The 19,476-nt window shown below is 65.0% G+C and carries 19 protein-coding genes; 6 read left to right on the top strand and 13 right to left on the bottom strand.

What is annotated here, in order from left to right:
* Positions 1-2: 2 nt before the first annotated feature.
* The gene (gene glmM, locus Ga0102493_RS02930) at positions 3-1,340 is read right to left on the bottom strand and encodes a phosphoglucosamine mutase (RefSeq protein WP_034905488.1); all 1,338 of its coding nucleotides are present in this window, start codon (positions 1,338-1,340) and stop codon (positions 3-5) included.
* 106 nt (positions 1,341-1,446) lie between these two features.
* Between glmM and Ga0102493_RS02935 the strand changes: the two genes are divergently transcribed.
* The gene (locus Ga0102493_RS02935; protein WP_069297443.1) at positions 1,447-2,709 is read left to right on the top strand and encodes a dicarboxylate/amino acid:cation symporter; all 1,263 of its coding nucleotides are present in this window, start codon (positions 1,447-1,449) and stop codon (positions 2,707-2,709) included.
* Positions 2,710-2,821: 112 nt separating this feature from the next.
* Positions 2,822-3,430, top strand: a complete 609-nt coding sequence (locus tag Ga0102493_RS02940) for a superoxide dismutase (protein ID WP_034905490.1) — start codon at positions 2,822-2,824, stop codon at positions 3,428-3,430.
* Positions 3,431-3,526: 96 nt separating this feature from the next.
* Here the strand turns inward: Ga0102493_RS02940 and Ga0102493_RS02945 are convergent, their stop codons facing one another.
* Both Ga0102493_RS02945 and Ga0102493_RS16515 read right to left on the bottom strand, forming a co-directional pair.
* Positions 3,527-4,156, bottom strand: coding sequence for a sigma-70 family RNA polymerase sigma factor (locus Ga0102493_RS02945; RefSeq protein ID WP_034905492.1), 630 nt, complete (start codon positions 4,154-4,156; stop codon positions 3,527-3,529).
* On the bottom strand, positions 4,156-4,449 hold the full coding sequence (locus Ga0102493_RS16515; protein ID WP_069297444.1) for a NepR family anti-sigma factor: 294 nt from the start codon (positions 4,447-4,449) through the stop codon (positions 4,156-4,158). The genes Ga0102493_RS02945 and Ga0102493_RS16515 overlap by 1 nt, the downstream gene beginning before the upstream one ends.
* Before the next feature lie 191 nt (positions 4,450-4,640).
* Here Ga0102493_RS16515 and gsrP point away from each other — a divergent pair, with 191 nt between their 5' ends.
* Complete coding sequence (gsrP, locus tag Ga0102493_RS02955) at positions 4,641-6,335, top strand: HWE-family sensor histidine kinase GsrP (RefSeq protein WP_081845727.1); 1,695 nt, start codon at positions 4,641-4,643, stop codon at positions 6,333-6,335.
* 31 nt (positions 6,336-6,366) lie between these two features.
* On the opposite strand, the gene Ga0102493_RS02960 is transcribed toward gsrP, so the two are convergent.
* Positions 6,367-7,182, bottom strand: coding sequence for a response regulator (locus Ga0102493_RS02960; protein WP_034905495.1), 816 nt, complete (start codon positions 7,180-7,182; stop codon positions 6,367-6,369).
* 284 nt (positions 7,183-7,466) lie between these two features.
* The gene (locus tag Ga0102493_RS02965) at positions 7,467-8,672 is read right to left on the bottom strand and encodes a hypothetical protein (protein WP_051698284.1); all 1,206 of its coding nucleotides are present in this window, start codon (positions 8,670-8,672) and stop codon (positions 7,467-7,469) included.
* A 148-nt stretch (positions 8,673-8,820) separates the two neighbouring features.
* On the opposite strand from Ga0102493_RS02965, the gene Ga0102493_RS02970 reads away from it, so the two are divergent.
* A complete protein-coding gene (locus tag Ga0102493_RS02970) occupies positions 8,821-9,915 on the top strand; it encodes a fatty acid desaturase family protein (RefSeq protein WP_034905497.1) in 1,095 nt (364 codons plus the stop codon).
* Between the two features lie 10 nt (positions 9,916-9,925).
* On the opposite strand, the gene Ga0102493_RS02975 is transcribed toward Ga0102493_RS02970, so the two are convergent.
* The 8 genes from Ga0102493_RS02975 to Ga0102493_RS03010 form a co-directional block, all read right to left on the bottom strand.
* A complete protein-coding gene (locus Ga0102493_RS02975) occupies positions 9,926-10,189 on the bottom strand; it encodes a hypothetical protein (protein ID WP_034905499.1) in 264 nt (87 codons plus the stop codon).
* 63 nt (positions 10,190-10,252) lie between these two features.
* Complete coding sequence (locus tag Ga0102493_RS02980) at positions 10,253-10,780, bottom strand: GNAT family N-acetyltransferase (protein ID WP_034905501.1); 528 nt, start codon at positions 10,778-10,780, stop codon at positions 10,253-10,255.
* A gap of 2 nt (positions 10,781-10,782) precedes the next feature.
* Positions 10,783-11,880, bottom strand: a complete 1,098-nt coding sequence (gene lptG / locus Ga0102493_RS02985; RefSeq protein WP_034905503.1) for an LPS export ABC transporter permease LptG — start codon at positions 11,878-11,880, stop codon at positions 10,783-10,785.
* A 15-nt stretch (positions 11,881-11,895) separates the two neighbouring features.
* A complete protein-coding gene (locus tag Ga0102493_RS02990) occupies positions 11,896-13,125 on the bottom strand; it encodes an LptF/LptG family permease (protein ID WP_034905505.1) in 1,230 nt (409 codons plus the stop codon).
* Positions 13,126-13,263: 138 nt separating this feature from the next.
* Entirely contained in the window at positions 13,264-13,773 is a 510-nt protein-coding gene (locus Ga0102493_RS02995) for a DUF427 domain-containing protein (protein ID WP_034905506.1), read from the bottom strand.
* A gap of 28 nt (positions 13,774-13,801) precedes the next feature.
* Positions 13,802-14,161, bottom strand: a complete 360-nt coding sequence (gene clpS, locus Ga0102493_RS03000) for an ATP-dependent Clp protease adapter ClpS (protein WP_034905581.1) — start codon at positions 14,159-14,161, stop codon at positions 13,802-13,804.
* A gap of 269 nt (positions 14,162-14,430) precedes the next feature.
* The gene (locus Ga0102493_RS03005; protein ID WP_034905507.1) at positions 14,431-15,273 is read right to left on the bottom strand and encodes a phasin family protein; all 843 of its coding nucleotides are present in this window, start codon (positions 15,271-15,273) and stop codon (positions 14,431-14,433) included.
* Between the two features lie 146 nt (positions 15,274-15,419).
* Positions 15,420-17,366: a PHA/PHB synthase family protein gene (locus Ga0102493_RS03010; RefSeq protein ID WP_034905508.1), complete on the bottom strand. Its 1,947-nt coding sequence runs from the start codon at positions 17,364-17,366 to the stop codon at positions 15,420-15,422.
* Positions 17,367-17,499: 133 nt separating this feature from the next.
* On the opposite strand from Ga0102493_RS03010, the gene Ga0102493_RS03015 reads away from it, so the two are divergent.
* Together Ga0102493_RS03015 and Ga0102493_RS03020 are read left to right on the top strand one after the other, a co-directional pair.
* Positions 17,500-18,684, top strand: a complete 1,185-nt coding sequence (locus Ga0102493_RS03015) for an LL-diaminopimelate aminotransferase (RefSeq protein ID WP_034905511.1) — start codon at positions 17,500-17,502, stop codon at positions 18,682-18,684.
* 142 nt (positions 18,685-18,826) lie between these two features.
* The gene (locus Ga0102493_RS03020) at positions 18,827-19,471 is read left to right on the top strand and encodes a helix-turn-helix transcriptional regulator (protein WP_236922284.1); all 645 of its coding nucleotides are present in this window, start codon (positions 18,827-18,829) and stop codon (positions 19,469-19,471) included.
* Positions 19,472-19,476: the final 5 nt, after the last annotated feature.

Genomic DNA, 19,476 nt, shown 5'->3' on the forward strand with positions numbered 1-19,476 from the left:
GCTCAGGCCGCCTGCCGGACCGCTTCGCAGATCGAATCGACGACCTGTTCGACCTCGCCCGCATCGTCGCCTTCGGCCATGACCCGGATCACCGGTTCCGTGCCGGACGGGCGGATGACGATGCGGCCATGACCCTCTAGCACCCGTTCCGCGTCCGCGATCGCGGCCTTGACGCCCGCATCGTCGAGCGGCGCGCCGCCCTCATAACGGACATTCCTGAGCAGCTGGGGGACAGGATCGAACAGGTGCAGGATCTCGCTCGCCGGCTTGTTCTCGCGCACGAGGCTGGCGAGCACGCGCAGCGCCGCGACCGTTCCATCGCCGGTGGTCGCATGGTCGAGCAGGATCATGTGGCCCGATTGTTCGCCCCCGACATTGAAGCCGCCTTCGCGCATCCTTTCGAGCACATAGCGGTCGCCAACCTTGGTGCGTTCGAGGGTGAGGCCGATCCCCGCGAGATAACGTTCGAGCCCGAGATTGCTCATTACCGTTGCGACCACGCCGCCTCCGGCAAGCGCGCCCTTTTCCTGCATCCGGGTCGCGATCAGGGCCATGATCTGGTCGCCATCGACCGCGCGGCCTTTCTCATCGACCACGATCAGCCGGTCGGCATCTCCGTCCAATGCGATGCCGATATCGGCCCTTTCCTCGACCACTTTCGCCTGGAGCGCCTCTATCGCGGTCGATCCGACGCGATCATTGATGTTGGTCCCATCGGGAGAGACGCCCAGGGCGACCACTTCGGCGCCCAATTCCCAGATCGCCGAAGGCGCCACCTGGTATCCCGCGCCATGGGCGCAATCGACCACGACCTTGAGCCCGTCGAAGCTGATGTCGCTTCCGATCGAACGTTTGACCGCGTGGATATAGCGCCCGCGCGCATCCTCGATCCGGCGCGCGCGCCCGATCTTCTCGGCTGGCGCGAGCTGCGGTTCGGCATCCATCAGCCGTTCGATCTCGGCCTCGGTCTCGTCCGACAGCTTGAACCCGTCTGGGCCGAACAGCTTGATCCCGTTATCGGGAAAGAGATTGTGGCTGGCCGAGATCATCACGCCAAGATCGGCGCGCATGTCGCGGGTGAGCAGGGCGATCGCGGGAGTGGGCAGCGGACCGGTCATGATCACGTCCATGCCGACGCTGGTGAAACCGGCCACCAGCGCGCTTTCCATCATGTAGCCCGACAGGCGGGTATCCTTGCCGATCACGACCCGGTGACGATGTCCGCCGCGCACGAAATGGGTGCCGGCCGCCTGGCCGACACGCATCGCCGTCGCGGCGGTCATGATGCCGCCATTGGTGCGTCCGCGGATCCCGTCCGTTCCGAAAAACCTGCGTCCCATGCGGGGCTTGCCCCCTCCCTTGCGGTGTCGATCGATTGCCAAGCGGGTCATGGCGCGGTTATCGCGGGAAGGGAAGGGCAGCAACCTTGAAAGCGGACGGATTTCCTTGAGCGATGCAACAAGGCCCGGGGGCGGGCGAACCTATGATCTGGTGACGATCCGTTTGCCGGTGGTGCTGACCTTCGCGGCGCTGGTCGCGGGGCTGGCGGCAGGCGTCGTGCTGGCGGCAAGCGGGCTTGCGCTCTGGCTGCGCGATGCGATCGCGCTGGTCGGCACCGTGTGGCTGCGCGCGCTGCAGATGACGATCATCCCGCTCGTCGCCTCGCTGCTGGTGCTGGGCCTATCGCAGATGGTCCGCGCGGCAAGCGCGGGGGCTGCCGCGCGCCGTTTCCTCATGCTGGTCTTCGGCGTGCTGATCGCCGGCGGCGTGTTCACCGCGGTCATGTTGCCGCTGCTGCTCGAAATCGTCCCGATCCCGCCGAGCGCCGCGGGCTTCCTTGCGGAAGGGGCGGGGCAAGCACAGGAAGTGCCGGGCATTCTCGACTTTCTCGCAAGCCTGGTCGCGCCCAATATCATCGCCGCCGCGGCCGAGACCGCCATGCTGCCGCTGACGATCTTCTTCGCGCTGTTCGCTCTCGCCGTCACCCGCCTGCCCGAGGAGCAGGGCGAGCGGCTGCTCGGTTTCTTCCATGCGCTAGCCAATGCCATGCTGCTGATCATCGGCTGGGTGCTGTGGGTGGCCCCCGCGGGCGTCTTCGCGCTCGCTTTCGGAGTAGGCCTGCGCAGCGGGAGCGGGGCCTTCGCGGCGCTGGCCCATTACATTCTCGTGGTTTCGGCCATGGGCGGCTTCGTGCTGGTGCTGGCCTATGTTCTCGCCGCGGTGCTGGGCGGGATTTCCCCGTGGCGTTTCGCGCGGGCGGCGCTGCCCGCACAGGCCGTGGCGGTTTCGACCCAGAGCTCGCTCGCCAGCCTCCCCGCGATGCTCGATTCGGCCTCGCGACTGGGCCTGCGCGCGGCGACGGCGGAGTTCGTCCTGCCGCTGGCCGTCGCGATCTTCCGCGCGACCAGTCCCGCGATGAACATGGCCGTCGCGCTCTATGTCGCCGCGCTTGCGGGCGTCGAGATCACTCCCGTCGCTGCGATTGCAGGCATCCTCGTCGCGCTTGTCATCTCCGTCGGATCGGTAAGCCTGCCCGGATCGATCAGCTTCGTGATCTCGATCGGTCCCATCGCGCTCGCCATGGGCGTGCCGATCGAGCCGCTCGCGCTGCTGGTCGCGGTCGAGATGCTGCCCGACATCATGCGCACGCTCGCCAATGTGACGATGAACCTCGCCGTCACGAGCGCGGTCGACAGGACCGGCAAGTGATGCAAGCCGGGCGGCACGATCCGCAACCCTCATTTTGCAACCCTTCGCGCGCCCGTGCGTTGATGCTACGACCTGGCAACCAGTTCATTCATTGAAACCAACCGGAGGATTTATGGCTTTCCAATTGAGTCCGCTTCCCTATGCCCCCGACGCGCTCGACCCGGCGATTTCGGCCGAGACGCTGTCGTTCCATCACGGCAAGCACCACCAGGCCTATGTCGACAAGACCAATGCCGCGATTGAGGGCACCGATCATGACGGCAAGCCGCTCGAAGCCGTGATCGCCGCGGCGCGCGGCAGCAGCGCGGGGCTGTTCAACAATTCCGCGCAGACCTGGAATCACGCCTTCTACTGGAATTCGCTCTCGCCCGACGGCGGCGAGCCTTCTGCCGAACTCAAGGCCAAGATCGACGAGGCTTTCGGTTCGATGGACGAATTGAAGAAGGCGCTGAAGGAACGCGGCGCGGGCCATTTCGCATCCGGCTGGGTGTGGCTCGCGGAAAAGGGCGGCAAGCTCTCGATCGAGGAATCGCACGATGCCGACACGCTCGCCGACAGCGAATTCAATCCGCTGCTGACGATCGACGTGTGGGAGCACGCCTATTATCTCGATCACCAGAACAAGCGTCCGAGCTATCTCGACGCGGTGGTCGACGGCAAGCTGAACTGGAAGTTCGCGAGCGAGAATCTCGAGCGCGGATCGACCTGGACCTACGGCTGAACCCGATAGGCGAACGCCAATGAAAAGGCCCGCCGCACTTCGTGTGCGGCGGGCCTTTTTCATGTGCGGCGATGTTTTCGCGAGCGGTCGCCGCGATCAGCCCTTGGCCGCGGCGACGCCCTTGCCCGCGGCGACATCGTCGAGTTCCTCGAGGATCGCGCGGTGCGCGGTCGCATCATCGATCGATCGCTGGGGGATGTCGCCATCGGCGAGCATGGAATTGAGCGCGGCGCGGGCGCGGCCCACCCGGCTCTTGATCGTGCCGACTGCGCAGCCGCAGATCTGTGCGGCCTCTTCATAGGAAAAGCCGCCAGCGCCCACAAGCAGAAGCGCCTCGCGCCTTTCGGGCGGGAGGGTGAGCAGCGCGCGGTGCATGTCGGACAGGTGGAGCGGTTCCTCCTGGCCCGCAGGCGCGGTTAGGATGCGTTCGGCGACGCCCTCGTCATATTCGCCGCGGAAACGATTGCGACGCATGTCGGTGAGATAGGCGTTCCTCAGGATCACGAAGGTCCAGGCCCGCATCGAAGTGCCGGGTTCGAACCGGTCCTGCGCAGCCCATGCCTTGAGCAGGGTTTCCTGCACGAGATCATCGGCCATATCGGGCCGCCCGCACAGGCCGCGCGCAAAGGCGCGCAGATGCGGCACGACCTCGGTAAGCTCGCGCTTGAAGTCGGCCCGCTGAGCGGGGGTGCGTTCGATCGTCTGCTTTTTTTTCTTCTCGGCCATTATGCTCCGCTCCCCCGTGACGGGGGCTGGTCGGATGGGTCGTCGCTCTCGGCGATCTCGTCCGGGTCGCTTTCGTCCAGCTTGTCGAGCAGCGCCCTGAAACTGTCGGGCAGGTCTTCCTCGACCACCGAATCGTAAAGCTGCCTGAGGCCGTGACTCCAATCGGGCTGGTCGGCCTTGTCGCCGCTGCCGGTCGCAGCCTTGGCGGGCTTGCCCGGGTCCGGGGCGTCTTTCGCGGTGCCACTGGCGCCAGCGCGTGCCCCTGCTTCTCTTGATGTTTCCTGTGACGCCATAAGCGTTTCTGTCTGTCCTCGATCCCGTTCGGCGCGTTCTGCCGAGCTTGCGCAATCCGTGCGGTCCCCCACCGCCATTTGTGGTTCCCATGCCACAACGGGAGAACCGCTGGCACCTGGGAGGCGCGTGCTGTGGGAACGTAGCGCGAGGTGTTTGGTTCCGTCCACACACCAAGGCAAATGCTTTCCCAATGAACTCTTCAGGCGCACATCCGGGCGCATCGGCGCCGAGCGAGGCAGCATCCGGCGCGGTGCAGGCTGGATCCCTGTCCGCTCCGCCGCCGCAGGCGAGCCGCGCGCGGCGCTGGCTGGTGAGCTATCCGCGTGCGATTCCCGTCGCGATCTTCCTCGCCATCGCCGCGATCACCGCGCTCAGCGTCTTCGCGATCGAGAGCAATGCGCGGGCCCGCGAAAAGGCGCAGATGCGCGAATATGCGCAGTCCATCGCCTCCGCGCTCGACCGGCGCGGAACCAGTTTTTCGTCCTATCTGCGCGCCGGGGCCGCGCTGTTCTCCAGCCTCGAGGAGGTGAGCCCGCGCACGTTTCGCCAGTTCGTCAGCGAATTGCGCATCGACCTCGATTATCGCGGAGCCGAGGGCATCGGCTGGATCGCGGTCGAGGACGCGCAAGCGGCTGCGGGCGGTCAGGGCAAGCGAGCCACGGTGCGCTACATCTGGCCCGACACCGAACGCAATCGCCGCGCGATCGGTTTCGACATGTATTCCGAAGACGTGCGCGCCGCCGCGCTCGAGGAAGCGCGCCGCACTGTGCGCCCGACCGCCTCGGGCAGGATCGTGCTGGCGCAGGAAGGGGTGGGCACGGCTCCCGGCTTCCTCATCGTGATGCCGGTCTTCGCCGGCGATCCCACCATGCGCGACAGCGAACGCAGCCTCTCAGGCTTCGTCTATTCGCCGTTCGATGCGGACCAGTTCCTGAGCTCGGCGATCGACCAGGCCGCGCCGGCCGATCTCGGCGTGCGGCTCTATGACGGCGATGCAAGGACCGACAACCTGCTCGTCGCCCATTCGTCGGGCGCGCGTCAGGTGCAGCGCATGGAGCAGCCCGTCACGATCGCCAATCGCGAATTGTTGCTGGTGGTCGAGGCGGCCGAGGCGCAGGCGCTCGCCCCGCTTTCGATGGTGACGCTGCTGTTCGGTCTGGCCGTCGCGAGCCTGCTGATGCTGCTCGCCCGGCTGCTGACCCAGCAGGCGTTCGAGGACCAGGCGCGGCTCGCCTTTTTCGAGGAGCAGCATTCGATCCGCAATTCGCTGAGCCGCGAACTCAATCACCGGGTCAAGAACACGCTTGCCAATGTCCTTTCGATCCTCTCGCTGACGCGCCGCCGGTCGACCAGCCTTGATGATTTCGCCGACAGCCTCGAAGGACGCATCAGGGCGCTGTCGGCGACGCATGACCTGCTCACTGGGACGGACTGGAGCACCACTCCGATCGAAGCGGTGGTCGATGCCGAATTGCAGCATTTCCGCTCGCTGAGCGACGAAGCGGTGACAATCGAGGGGCCGCCCGCGCAGCTTGCGCCCAACGACGCGCTCAGTTTCGGCCTCGCGATCCACGAATTGGGCACCAACGCTGCGAAATACGGGGCGCTCAGCGTACCGGGCGGGCGCGTCTCGATCCGCTGGAAACTGATCGGCGAGCGGCTTGCCGAAGTCGAATGGCGCGAGACGGGCGGGCCGCCCGTGGCCGAAACGCGCAAGCGCGGCTTCGGCACGGAACTGATCGAGAAGATCGTCGCCCACGAACTGCGCCACAAGGTGACGCTCGATTTCGAGCCCGATGGCGTGCGCTGCGTGATGCGCGTGCCGATCCGCCGCCGCGGCGATTTCCGCATTCGCGATGGCGCGCCGCGCGCGAAGCAGCCCTGAGACCCGCGCGCGCCGGCCCCGCAGCCTCGCTTCAGCCGTCCTCGAGCGGGCGGCTCGATCCGAAGAAAAGCGCCTGGCTGATCGCCGCGCGCACGGTCTGTTCCTGGAACGGCTTGGTCACCAGATAGGTCGGCTCGGGCCGGTCGCCCGTCAGCAGGCGTTCGGGATAGGCGGTGATGAAGATCACCGGCACGCTGGTGATGGCAAGAATATCGTCCACCGCATCGAGCCCCGATGATCCGTCGGCCAGCTGGATGTCGGCAAGAACGAGGCCCGGGGTCTTTTCCGCCACCGCTTCCTGCGCCTGCGTACGGGTCGCCGCGGTCCCGGCGATTTCGTGGCCCAGCGAGGAGACGAGGTCTTCGAGCTGCATCGAGATGAGCGGCTCGTCCTCGATGATGAGCACGCTGGTCGCCTGTTCGCGGTCGATTTCGGCGATCGCCTCGGCCACCAGCTGTTCGACTTCGCCGGTTTCGAGATCCATGATCTGGCCGGCCTGTGCCGGGGTGAAATCCTCCAGCGTGGTAAGCAGCAGCGCCTGTCGGTTGAGCGGCGTGATCGCGCTCAGGCGATCCTGTGCACCGGTCTCATGCTCGCCGCCCCCGCTTGCCCCCGACGCACGATCGGTCGCGGCGACATCGAGAAAGCCGGTCGACCACACCTTGTTGAACGCGCGGTAGAGCGGGATCCGGCCGCCTTCGAGCGATTGCTTGAGGTCCGAATCGGCGAGAGCGGCTTCGAGAGTGGCGCGCACGAAGGCATCACCGGTCGCCTGCGAGCCGGTAAGAGCGCGGGCATAGCGGCGCAGGAACGGAAGGTTGGCGGCAACTTGCTCGCTCAGGGACATGTATGTCTCCCCTTGGGAAAAGGCGTGTCTAAAACCGGTTTCGGTCAGGTGATTCGGGGCCATAGCGGTTTGCGCGGCCACAGTCGCCCCCGGCTGTCCGGCAAGGCTCCCGAAAGGCCCGAAACCGGGCCCTTCAGACCCTTTGATCCATCGCGCGGCGAGCGACCTTAAAAAAAGTTGGGAAATGCTGGAACCGGTCTTTTGACCGCGCATTTAGCTCTTGTCACCGCCGAGACCCCCCTCCCGTCCAAGCGGCTGGTGATACGATCCCGAGGCCTCCACCCTTAACCGGGTGGAGGCCTTTTTTTCGCCTCAGGCCCCGGATTGCCGCCGCCGAGCGGCTTTTCATAGATCGCGTATTCGCGGTTGATCTCGCTCTCGATTGCATCGGCGATGGCGACCATCCCGCGATTGTCGTCGAGGATCCAGCCGATCTCCCCGAGCGTCGAGCCATAGGTTTCATAAGCATTGTCGCGGATCGCGCTGATCATCATGAAGGCGAGCTGGCTTGCCAGCCGCGAATTGTGCAGCTCCTTGAGCACGCCCATGAGCGGCACTCGCATGTCGGAGCCCGCCGGGTGCCGCAGCCAGCGCATCATCTGCAGCCAGCCGAAGGGAAACAGCCTGCCACCGGTCCGCGCCAGCACGTCGTTTATGTCGGGAAAGGTGAGCATGAACGCGACCGGCTTGCCATCGAGCTCGGCGATCATGTTCAGATCCTCGCGGATGATCGGTTTCAGCTTCCTGCCGGCATGGGCGACCTCCTGCGGGGTGAACGGGACGAAGCCCCAATTGTCCGACCATGCATCGTTGAGGATGCCGAGCACGGTTTCCGCTTCCTCGTCCCAGCGCGCTTTGTTGACATGGCGAACGGAGATGCGCGGATTGCGCTCGCCCGACTGGACGATCCGCTGCACGATCGGCGGAAAGCCGCGCGGAATGTCGAGCTGGTAGGTGTGGAGCGTCTTGACCCGGGCATACCCCGCGCTCTCGATCCAGGCGGCGTAATGTTCCGGGTGGTGGCCCATCATGATGCGCGGGGGATGGTCGCCGCCGCGCACGAGCAGGCCCGGTTCCTCCCAGATCGACATCGAAATCGGGCCGAGCGCGCGGGTCATGCCTTCCTTCGCCAGCCAGCCTTCAGCCGCGCTCAGCAGGGCATGGGAGATTGCCTCGTCCTCGGCATCGAAATAGCCGAACATCCCGGCGCCGGGGCCAAAGCCCTGCTCGGCGGGCATTTGGAGCGCGAGTTCGTCGATATGGGCGGAAATCCGCCCGACATCGCGCCCGCCGCGCGTCGCGACGAATAGCTGGGCGCGGGCATGACCGAAAAAGGGGTTCCTGGCCGGATCGACGAGTTCGAGCTGTTCGGAGCGCAATTGCGGCACGGCATGCGGCACCTGTGCGGCGAAGGCCCGGCCGATATCGACGAAGCGCGCCCGTCCGCGCTTGCCGCTGGCTTCCGCGATACCTATCTGAGCGTCCGTCACGCGGCCCTTCCCGTATTTGCCTGAGATCAATGCACCTGTGCGGCGAAGGGACAAGTCATGCAACCCGCCCGATCACTCTTGCCAACATAACCCGTTTGATAGCCTCGCCCCCTATGGGGTAAGGCGTAAACAGCCGGAACGTTCGACGATGAACATGGAACAGCCCCTTTCGCCCCCGAGGCAAGCCCAAGCGGCCACGCCGCGCGCTACGCGTGCGGACTACATGGCCGCGGACGACAAGGCGATGCTGCGCGCCGCCCGCGATCTGACGAAGGGTCTGGGAGAGGCGAAGCCGGGCATCTATTGGCCAGACATGCTGGCCTCGGCGCTGGCCGGATATGGCGGCATCGCGCTCGCGATCCTGACCGACAGCCTCGCCGTGGCGATAATCGCAGGGCTGGTCGCCTCGCTCGCGCTCTACCGTGCGCTGATGTTCATTCACGAATTGACCCACATCCACCGCGATGCGCTGCCCGGTTTCCGGCTCGGCTGGAACCTGATGGTCGGCATTCCGCTGCTGACGCCCAGTTTCATGTATGAAGGCGTCCACACGATCCACCACAAGCGCACGCAATACGGTACGGTCGAGGACCCCGAATATCTTCCGCTCGCTCTGATGAAGCCATGGAGCCTGCCGCTTTTCGTGATCGTCGCGCTGCTCGCGCCGATCGCGCTGCTGGTGCGCTTCGCGCTGCTGGTGCCGCTGGGCGCGGTGATCCCGGCGGTTCGAAAGTTCACGTGGGAGCGGTTTTCCTCGCTTTCGATCAATCCCGATTTCCGGCGCAAGCCCCCCACGGGCGATTTCGCGAAGCGCGTGCGCTGGCAGGAAACAGGCGCGAGCCTTTGGGCGATTGCAGTCATCGCGGGCAGTTTCGCGATCGGCTGGCGGCCGCTCGTCATCGCACTTGCCATCGTCTCCTTCACCGCGCTGCTCAACCAGCTGCGCACGCTGGTTGCCCATCTGTGGGAGAACGAGGGCGAGGCGATGACGGTGACCGCCCAGTTCCTCGACAGCGTCAACGTGCCGCCGCCGGGTCTTGCCGCCGAAATCTGGGCCCCGGTTGGCCTGCGCTACCATGCGCTCCATCACCTGATGCCCTCGATGCCCTATCACGACCTGCCCGAGGCGCACCGCCGCCTCGCGCGCGAACTGGGAACGGGTTCGACCTATGAAGGCGCGAACCATCCGGGGATGCTGACGCTGGTCGGGCGTATCGCGAAAAGCACGATGATCCGCCGCTGAGGCACTGTGCTCAGTAGTCGGGATCGGCCTTCTGCAATTTGGAACCTGCCGGCGGCGTTTCGGTGCCGGGCGGGTTCGCGCCGCTTTCCATCGTCTGCGCTTCGGGTTCGCCGATCGTCTCCAGCTCGGGCTCTGCTTCATTCTCCGGCACCGTCTCGACGGAGGGGAGGGCGCCTTCGAGTTCCCCTTCGGGCGGCAGGGCCTCGTCCGGCTGGTCGTTGCAGGCGGCAAGCGCGAGCGTGAGGGCGGCGGCTGAAATCGCGGTGCGTTTCATGGGAAAGTCCTCTCTTTCGGATCGGTTCATACCCGAAACGCTGGAGTCCCGCCAAACGCTCGCTCAGTCGAGGAAACGGATCATCGCACAGCGGCGCTCTGCCGGCAGGCCGTGATCGGCCTCCAGCGCCAGTTCCCCCGCGAGCCGCGGATGGGCGTCGAGCGCGGTGACTTCCTCGAAGCCGAGCCGTTCGTAGAACGGTGCGTTCCACGGCACGTCGCGGAAAGTCGTCAGAGTGATCGCCTTGAAGCCGGAATTGTGCGCATCGATCATGCAGGCCCGCAGCAGCCCCGCCCCGATCCCGCGCCGCTGATGGTCGGGATCGACGTCGAATTCCCACACATGCAGTTCGCGCCCGAAAGGTTCGGTGACGATGAAGCCGATGATCCGGCCCTCCTCGTGCGCGACGAGGCAATGACCCTTGCGGATATAGCGCCGCAGCCTCTCGAGCGGGACCGTGTGCTGCCCCGCGATCCCGGATAGCCCCTCGACCTCTTCGAACATCCGTCCCGCGCGCGACTCGATCTCCGGCATCGCCTCGGCATCCTCGATCCGCGCCAGGCGCAGCGACCAGTCCTTCTGCCCGCCCATGCCTATTCCTCGGTCCGCACGAGCACGGTTTCGCCCAGCAGCAGGAACAGCAAGAACGGCGCCCAGGCGGCAAGGAAGGGAGGGTAGCCGCCGAACGAACCCATCGCGAGCGCTGCGTTGTCGACCACGAAATACGCAAAGCCGAGCGCCATGCCGATGATCGCGCGCACGAACAGCTGGCCCGACCGGGCAAGCCCGAAGGCAGCGACCGAACCGAGCAGCGGCATGAGCAGCGCCGAGAGCGGCCCCGATATGCGGTGCCACCAGCTCGCCTTCATCTCACTCGTCCGCCGCCCGGCGGCATCGAAGGCGTCGATCGTCCGGCGAAGTTCGAGGAAGCCGAGCGAATCCGGATCGACCGCATCGAGAGCGATCCGTTCCGGGCTCAGCGCCTTGCCCACCACCAGTTCGCCCAGTTCCTCGGTCTCGGCGGTGCCGACATCGAAACGCTCGGCGTTTTCGAGGCGCCAGCCCGGCGCCGCATAGGTCGCCCGGCTCGCGCGCACGAATTCGCTGATGATCCCGCCGGGTGCGCGTTCGTACCAGGTGACATCGTCGAACTCGATATCCTCTCCCGTGCCGACCAGCGATGAGGCGGTGAGGATGTTGGTCCCGTCGGTGAGATAGACATTGGCGCGCACCCCGCTCTCGTCGGGGATCGCGGCATATTCGGCCGCCTCCCAGGCTTTCAGGGTCGCATTGGCACGGGTCACGATCCGCTCGTTGAAGGCGAAGCTGACGGCAGCGACCAGCGCCGCGGTCAGCAGCAGCGGGGCGAGCACCTGGTGTGCGGAAAGCCCCGCCGCCTTCATCGCAACCACCTCGCTGTTCTGGTTGAGCGTGACGAGGGTGATGAGAGTCGCAAGCAGCACCGAATAGGGCAGGAACCGGCTGATGAGCTGCGGCACGCGCAGGCTCACATATCTGAGCACCTCAGCCTGCCCGTTGCCTTCGACCGCGAGGATCTTGCCGGTCGCGCCCAGCAGGTCGAGCGCCATCAGCACCACGACCAGCATGAAAAGCACTGCGAGGATGCGCACGATGAAGAGCCGCGCCAGATAGAGCGTAAGCGTGCGCGACGGGAAGAAATCGAGCTGCATGGATTGCCTGCCGTCCTATTCCGCCGGCGCGAGACGTTGCTCGCGGCCTGCGCGGTCGCGGCGCTTGAAAAGCTTTCCGATCCGCTTGGTCAGCTTGGCGAAGACGGTTTCCAGCGCGCCGATCGCCTGTCCGCCGGGGACATAGGCGACACGGTAATACATCCAGACGATCAGCGCGGCGAAAACCACGAACGGCCCCCACAAGGCAAGGATCGGATCGACCCGGCCGAGTGCTGCGATATCTTCGCCATATTCGTTGACCTTGTGATAGGCGACCACCATCACGATCGAGACGAAAACGCCGAGCGCGCTCGATGATCGTTTCGGCGGGATCGCCAGCGCCACCGCGAGCAGCGGCATCAGCAGCATCATCACGATCTCGACCAGCCGGAAATTGAACGAGGCCTGGCTCGCATCGCGCTGGCTCGGGGCGGCCTCGGGGTTCCAGCCGATCCGCAAGAGCTCGGGCAGGATGAATTCGCGTGTCTCGTTGCCGCGGGCGCGGAATTCCTCGATCGCGGGCAGGTCGATCGGCAGGTCGTGGCGGCTGAAGGACAGCACGCGCGGCGTCTCGCTACCGGTGTCCTGAACGATCGTCCCTTCGGTCAGGCGCAGGATGATCGTGTCGGGATCGTCGCTCGTAGCGAGGAATGCCCCCTCGCGCGCGCTGATCGAAAGCACCTGGCCGCGCGCATTCGACACGCGGGCGAAAATGCCCATCAGCCGCCGCCCGTCATCTTCGCTCTCCTCGATCCTGAGCGCCATCCGGTCGGCGAGCGTGGTGAATTCGCCGACCTTGATCGAGGCCCCGAGCGCTCCGGATCGCAGGTCGTATTCCATCTGTTCGTAATAATAACGGCTGACCGGCTGGATGTAGAAAACGAGCGCGATATTGACCGCGACGAGGACCAGCGTGATCGCATAGGGCACGCGCAGAAGGCGATTGTAGGACAGGCCCACCGCGCGCATCACGTCGAGTTCGGAGGACGTCGCCAGCTTGCGGAAGGCGAGCAGCACGCCGAGCAGCAATCCCAGCGGGATCGCAAGGCTGGCATATTCCGGGATCAGCGCGCCCAGCATCTTGAACACGACCGCGACCGGCCCGCCCTCGACCGCGACGAAATCGAACAGGCGCAGCATCTTGTCGAGCAGCAGCAGCGAAGCGGCGAGCGCGAACACGCCGAGCATCGGCACGATCGTCAGCCGAAAGACGTAGCGGTCGATGCTGGGGATGAAATTGAACACTTCGGGTGGTCGGGCCTTCTTGCCGGGCTTGCGCTCCCCGCTCGTTCGCGCGGGGCGGATTCCTCTCGCTTCCCAGCGCCCATAGCGTCAATTGTCCGCGCGGTCATGCCCCGTTTGCGCCAGGGCCGCGGCGGCGTGCTACCAGAACCTGCTGCCCGGGCCGCCCTTGAAAGGTCCTGCCTCGTAGCGGCTGATCCATCCACCATAGAACTGGCCGGGCTGGGGAATGATCTTTTCGCCGTCGATCAGGCAGGCATCGAACGGGTCGGGATAGAAGGCGAAATAGTCCGCGATCCCGGCAAAACTCGCCGAAGGGTCGGGATAGGACCACGCCGCCGCATCGATCCGTTGGTCGCCGATCACCACGTCGAAATAGCGCGCCTGCCCCTTCCATTCGCACAGCGACCTGCGCGAGGGATTGGCCGCAAGACAGTCGGTCGCGACATCCTCGGGCGGGATGTAATAGGTCGGGGGGTGGCTTGTCTCCAGCGTACGCCAAGCGTTCCGGCTGTCGGCAAGTGTGATGCCGCGATGGATCACCTGGACGTGGCGCGAAGTCGGCTCGGCGATGGCGGGGCGGGGATAGTCCCACACGCTTTCCTGGCCGGGACCGACCGGATCGGGTTCGGGGTGGTGGGGCTGCCTCAAAGCGCCCGACTCGATGCGAACGCGCGCTTCACGCCTTTTCGAGAGTGCATTGCAGCGGGTGCTGGTTCTGGCGGGCGAAGTCCATGACCTGGTTCACCTTGGTTTCGGCGACCTCGTAGGTGAAGATGCCGCAAACGCCCACGCCCTTCTGGTGGACGTGGAGCATGACGCGGGTCGCCTGTTCGAGATCCATGCCGAAGAAGCGCTTCAGCACCATCACCACGAATTCCATCGGGGTGTAATCGTCGTTCAGCATCAGTACCTTGTACTGGCTCGGCTTCTTGGGCTTGGTGCGGGTCTTGGTCGCGATGCCGACTTCGCTGTCGCCGTCGCCCGGCGTGCCCTTGCCCGGATCGTCATCGCCCGCTCCGCGAAGGGCCGCATGCACGGCGATACACCCGCCCGCGGGCAGGATGTCTTCGGGCACGCGCTTGCGCACAGGGAATTGCGGGGGACCCATCATCACCGTCCATTATGGGATTCGTTTGCGCGGACGCAAGATGGACATTTCGCGCATGTCCTCGAGCGGGACCTGCGAAATGCAATGGGCCGGACAGACGCGAGAGGTCTGTCCGGCCCAGCACCCTAAGGTGCGCTTTCTTGGACCGGTTTGGGAGAGAGAGGAGAGGTCCGGTCCAGGAACTTGAAAAGGTGCGCTTATGCGGCCTTGGTCAGCTTTTCCGTGGCGACGCTGACGCGGTTCGAGATCGGCGCGAAGGCGTCGTTGTAGAGCTTCAGCCACGCTTCGGTGCGCTGCGAGCCGAACGAGACGACCGCATCGAAATTGCGGCGGGCGATCTCGCCCTGGAACTGCATGAGTTCGGTCGGCGACTTGATCGAGGCCATCTTCTTGGCGTCTTCGGTCATCGTCTCGACGACGGTCTTGCCGGTCTCGACATTGTCGCGGACGAGGTCCTGCGCGCCGGTGAAGAAGATCTTGCCGCTCTCGACCATCGCGTCGAGATTGGCCTTGCTGAATTCGCCGACTTCGCCGGCGAGTTCGCCGGTCTTGCCGTAAGCGGTCTTGACGCGCTCCTGCATGTCGGCCGCGAAATCCTTCACGGTGGCGGTGAAATCGGTGTTCTTGGCGGTGGCCATGATGGTATCCTTGAGCTTGGTTACGGGGTTGGTATCGGTCTTGGTCTTCGCTGCCGCCGGAGCGGTCTTCATGGCGGGCGCCTTCTTGGCAGGAGCCGCCTTGGGGGGCGAAGCCTTGGCCGTAGCCTTCTTCGCCGTGGTCTTCTTGGCAGGAGCCTTCTTCGCGGCGGCCTTCTTCACCGGTGCCTTCGTCGCAGGAACGGGCTCGGCGGGCGCTGCGACGGCTTCCTTCACCGTCTCGACCTTCGGTTCGGCCTTCGGCGCATCGGCCTTGACCGCCTCGGAGACGGCCTTGGTGCTTGCAGTCTTGGGCGCCGTTTTCGCAGCGGCTTCTTCGTAGGCCTTTTCGGCGGCGGCATCGATCTTCGACTTGGTGCCGGCCGGGGTTGCGGTGTCAGCCATAAATCCCTCGCGTCATGTTGCACCGCACAAAATAGGCGTTGCATGCGCGAAGTCAAGCGATTTTGTGCAGCGCACAATAAAGGCGGCAAGCCCCGGTGATCAGGACCGAATTCGCGGCTTGCCAAGGTGCTGGACGCCGCGAATCCTCAGCGCGTCTTGACGTAGCGCCCCGGCGCGTCCTCGATCACCTCGTCGCTGCGCCCGCCCGGCTTGCGCTTACCAGTCGCCTTGACCTTGTCCGGTGCCTCGCGCTCCAGCCATTCGAGCCAGTGCGGCCACCAGCTTCCCGGATGTTCCTCGGCGCTTTCGATGAACGCCTTGAGCGAGGGGGCCGAGCTGTCGCCCAGCCAGTACTGGTACTTGTTCGCCCAAGGCGGGTTCACCACGCCCGCAATGTGCCCCGAACCCGCCAGCAGGAATTCGATGGGCCCCGCGAAATGATCGGTGATCCGCCACACGCTCTCCGCCGGAGCGATGTGGTCCTCGCGCCCCGCCTGCACGAAGGTCGGAGTGGTGACCTGTGTAAGGTCGATCGGCGTGCCGTCGGCGCAAAGCGCGTCGGGCACGACCAGCTTGTTGTCGCGGTAGAGGTCGCGCAGATATTCATTGTGCCAGCGCGCCGGCAGGTTGGTGACGTCACCGTTCCAGTGGAGCAGGTCGAAGGCCGGGTAATCCTCGCCCAGCAGGTAATTGTTGACGACGTAGTTCCAGATCAGGTCCTTGCCCCGCAGCGCGTTGAAAGTCGCGGCGAGATAGCGCCCGTCGAGATAGCCCTGCGGAGAGAGCTTGCCGATCATCTCGAGCTGGCTGTCATCGATGAAATGCTTGAGGTCGCCCGACTTTTCGAAATCGACCTGCGCGGTGAAGAAGGTCGCGGTCTTCACCTTGTCCGCTTCGCCCCGTCGCGCAAGAATCGCGAGCGTCGCGGCAAGCGTCGTGCCGGCAACGCAATAGCCGATCGTGTGGACGTTCGGCACCTTCAGCCGATCGCGGATGAGGTCGATCGCCTCGATCTGGGCGCGGATGTAATCGTCCCAAACCACGTCGGCGAGGCTTTCATCGGCCGATTTCCAGCTGACCACGAACATCGTGATCCCCTGGTCGACCGCCCATTTGATGAAGCTCTTCTTGGGCGTCAGGTCGAGGATGTAGAAGCGGTTGATCCATGGCGGGAAGACCAACAGCGGAACCTCGTAGACCTCCTCGGTCGAGGGCGAATACTGGATCAGCTGGTAGAGCGGCGTTTCGTGAACCACCTTGCCCGGCGTCGCGGCGAGGTTTTCGCCCAGCGTGAAGGCATCGGGGTCGGTGTGAGTCAATTGCCCGCGCTTCAGGTCGTTGATGAGATGCTGCATCCCCCGCACGAGGTTCTGCCCGCGGGTTTCGAGCGTGCGTTTCATCACGACCGGGTTGGTGAGCAGGAAATTGCCCGGGCTCATCGCCTCGGCGAGCGCGTTCACCGCGAATTCGAGCTGCCGCCGCTTTTCCCGGTCGATCCCGTCCATCGCCCGGACCGATCCTTTGAAATAGTCGGCCAGCATCAGGTAGGTCTGGTGCAGCAGCGCGAAGGCCGGATGCTCGCGCCATGCGGGGTCGGCGAAACGCCGGTCCCTGCGCGGAAGGTCAAGTTCGCGTTCGGCATCGCTGGCGGGCGCGCCGCCGGTTGCTCCTCCCATGAAGCTTGCCGTCATTCCCTGCCATAATTGCAGCGTCTCCTCGGCGAGCTTGCCCTGCACCTCGAAGAGGCCTTTCGGCATCTGGTTGAGCATGCTCTGCGAGAAAACCATCCATTGCGCCGGGTCCAGCGGGCTTGCCCCCGCGCTGAACTTTTCCGCCGATTCGCGCGCCTGATGCGCCGCGAAATCGAGCCACATGCGCTGCAATTCGGAGCTCGCTTTCGCCCAGTCGGCAAGCTCGCCCGCATCGGCGACCTGCGGGAACATCGCGGCAAGACCCGCACCCTGCCCGGAATCGTGCGCGGTCATCCCGCCGAAGGCACCCGCGAACATCTCGCGCATTGCCTCCCCCTGCATGTCGAGAAAGGCCTGCACGGCATCCGAGCCGGGATCGGGGGTCTGGTCATGATCGGCCATGGGTGCCAAGGTCCTTGTGAGCGCGTGGAAACCCATCCTAGCGAAAACGGCTTTCCACTTCGACCGATAATGCCCTAGGCTGAATCTTGCCCCCGCAATGCGGCAAAACGCAGCTTGAATGCCCGGATAAGCAATGAACGATCAATTCTACCGCATAAAGCGGCTGCCTCCCTATGTCATCGCCGAAGTGAACGCGATGCGGCACGCGGCGCGCACGGCGGGCGAGGACATCATCGATCTGGGCATGGGCAATCCCGACCAGCCTCCTCCGCAGCACGTCATCGACAAGCTGTGCGAAGTCGCGGCCAAACCTGACGCGCACGGCTATTCGCAGTCCAAGGGCATTCCAGGCCTGCGCCGCGCACAGGCAAATTATTATGCCCGCCGCTTCGGAGTGGAACTCGATCCGGAGACCGAGGTGGTCGTCACGATGGGTTCCAAGGAAGGGCTCGCCAGCCTCGCCAATGCGATCACCGCGCCGGGCGACGTTGTGCTTGCGCCCAACCCGTCCTACCCAATTCACACTTTCGGATTCATCATCGCCGGCGCGACGATCCGATCGGTCCCGACCACGCCGGACGAAGATTACTGGCGCGCGCTCGAATCCGCGATGCATTTCACCGTGCCGCGCCCGACCGTGCTGGTGGTTAGTTATCCCTCCAACCCGACGGCGGAGACTGTCGATCTCGCGTTCTACGAAAGGCTCGTCGCCTGGGCGCGCGAGAACGAGGTCTGGTTGCTGTCCGACCTTGCCTATTCCGAACTCTATTTCGACGGCAACCCGACGCCCTCGATCATGCAGGTCAAAGGGGCGAAGGACGTCGCGGTCGAATTCACCTCGATGTCCAAGACCTATTCGATGGCAGGCTGGCGGATGGGCTTTGCGGTCGGCAACAAGGCTATGATCGCGGCGATGACGCGGGTGAAATCCTATCTCGATTACGGCGCCTTCACGCCGATCCAGGCGGCGGCCTGCGCCGCGCTCAACGGCCCGCAGGACATCGTCGAGCAGAACCGCGACCTTTACCGCAAGCGTCGCGACGTGATGGTCGAAGCCTTTGGCCGCGCGGGCTGGGACATCCCGCCCCCCGCCGCTTCGATGTTCGCCTGGGCCCCGCTGCCGCCGGCACTCGCGCATCTGGGGAGCCTCGAATTTTCCAAGCGCCTGCTGACCGAGGCCAAGGTCGCGGTCGCGCCAGGCGTCGGCTACGGCGAGAAGGGCGAAGGATTCGTGCGCATCGCCATGGTCGAGAACGAACAGCGCCTGCGTCAGGCGGCGCGCAACGTCAAACGCTATCTCTCGCAGGTCGGGGCGTGAGCGTGTTCGCGCCGAAAAGCCTTGCCGAAATCGGCTTCGTCGGGAAGGCTGCCCGCGCTTGCGGCCACCCAGGTTCGTCCCCCGGGCAGGTGGTGCAGCCATAACGTCGGTTAGGTGCTATAGCCGGGACGTTAGCCAGGATATGGAGGACCGCATGCAAGGGCGACCCGAGCGACCGCTGACCGAAAGGCAGCAGGCCGTGATGGAGCGCATAGATCGCCGCGTTCCCATTAAAGTCATCGCGCAGGAACTGGGCGTTTCGGAAACGCGGGTGAACCAGCATATCCGGGCCCTGAAGGATATCTACAGTGCGGAAAATCTCGGTGATCTCGTCGAACGCTACCGCGCGAGCCTGCCCGAGACGGGTGAGGGCGACTCGAATCCTGCAGGGGAAGACGCGGGCGCGAAAAGGGGCGCGGAAACTGGCGCCCCCTTCGCAGATGCAGTAAATCTGAAGGGCTTTAGCGAAGCTTCATACAGGAAAAGTCAGATGGCCGGCCCGGCCCAGGACGCGGATGAACCGGATCGGGTCGACCACGGCGAGCTCGTGATGAGCGATGTCATGCCGCTGATGGAACAGGCGCCATGGCTCAAACCGAAGGAGCCGCAGGTCGTCCCCGGGTTGCTCGATGGCGAGAACGCCGTCCTGTTTCGGCTCGCGGCCATTGTCGGCATCGCTTTCGGCTGCCTTGCGGCAGTCGTCCTGACGGTGACGGCGGCGGTCACGATCACCGAGGCGCTGGACGGACGGGCTTCCATCCCCGTGGATGAACAGGGCCTGTCCTGAGGAGC

This window comes from Erythrobacter litoralis, from assembly GCF_001719165.1.
GTDB classification, from domain to species: domain Bacteria; phylum Pseudomonadota; class Alphaproteobacteria; order Sphingomonadales; family Sphingomonadaceae; genus Erythrobacter; species Erythrobacter litoralis.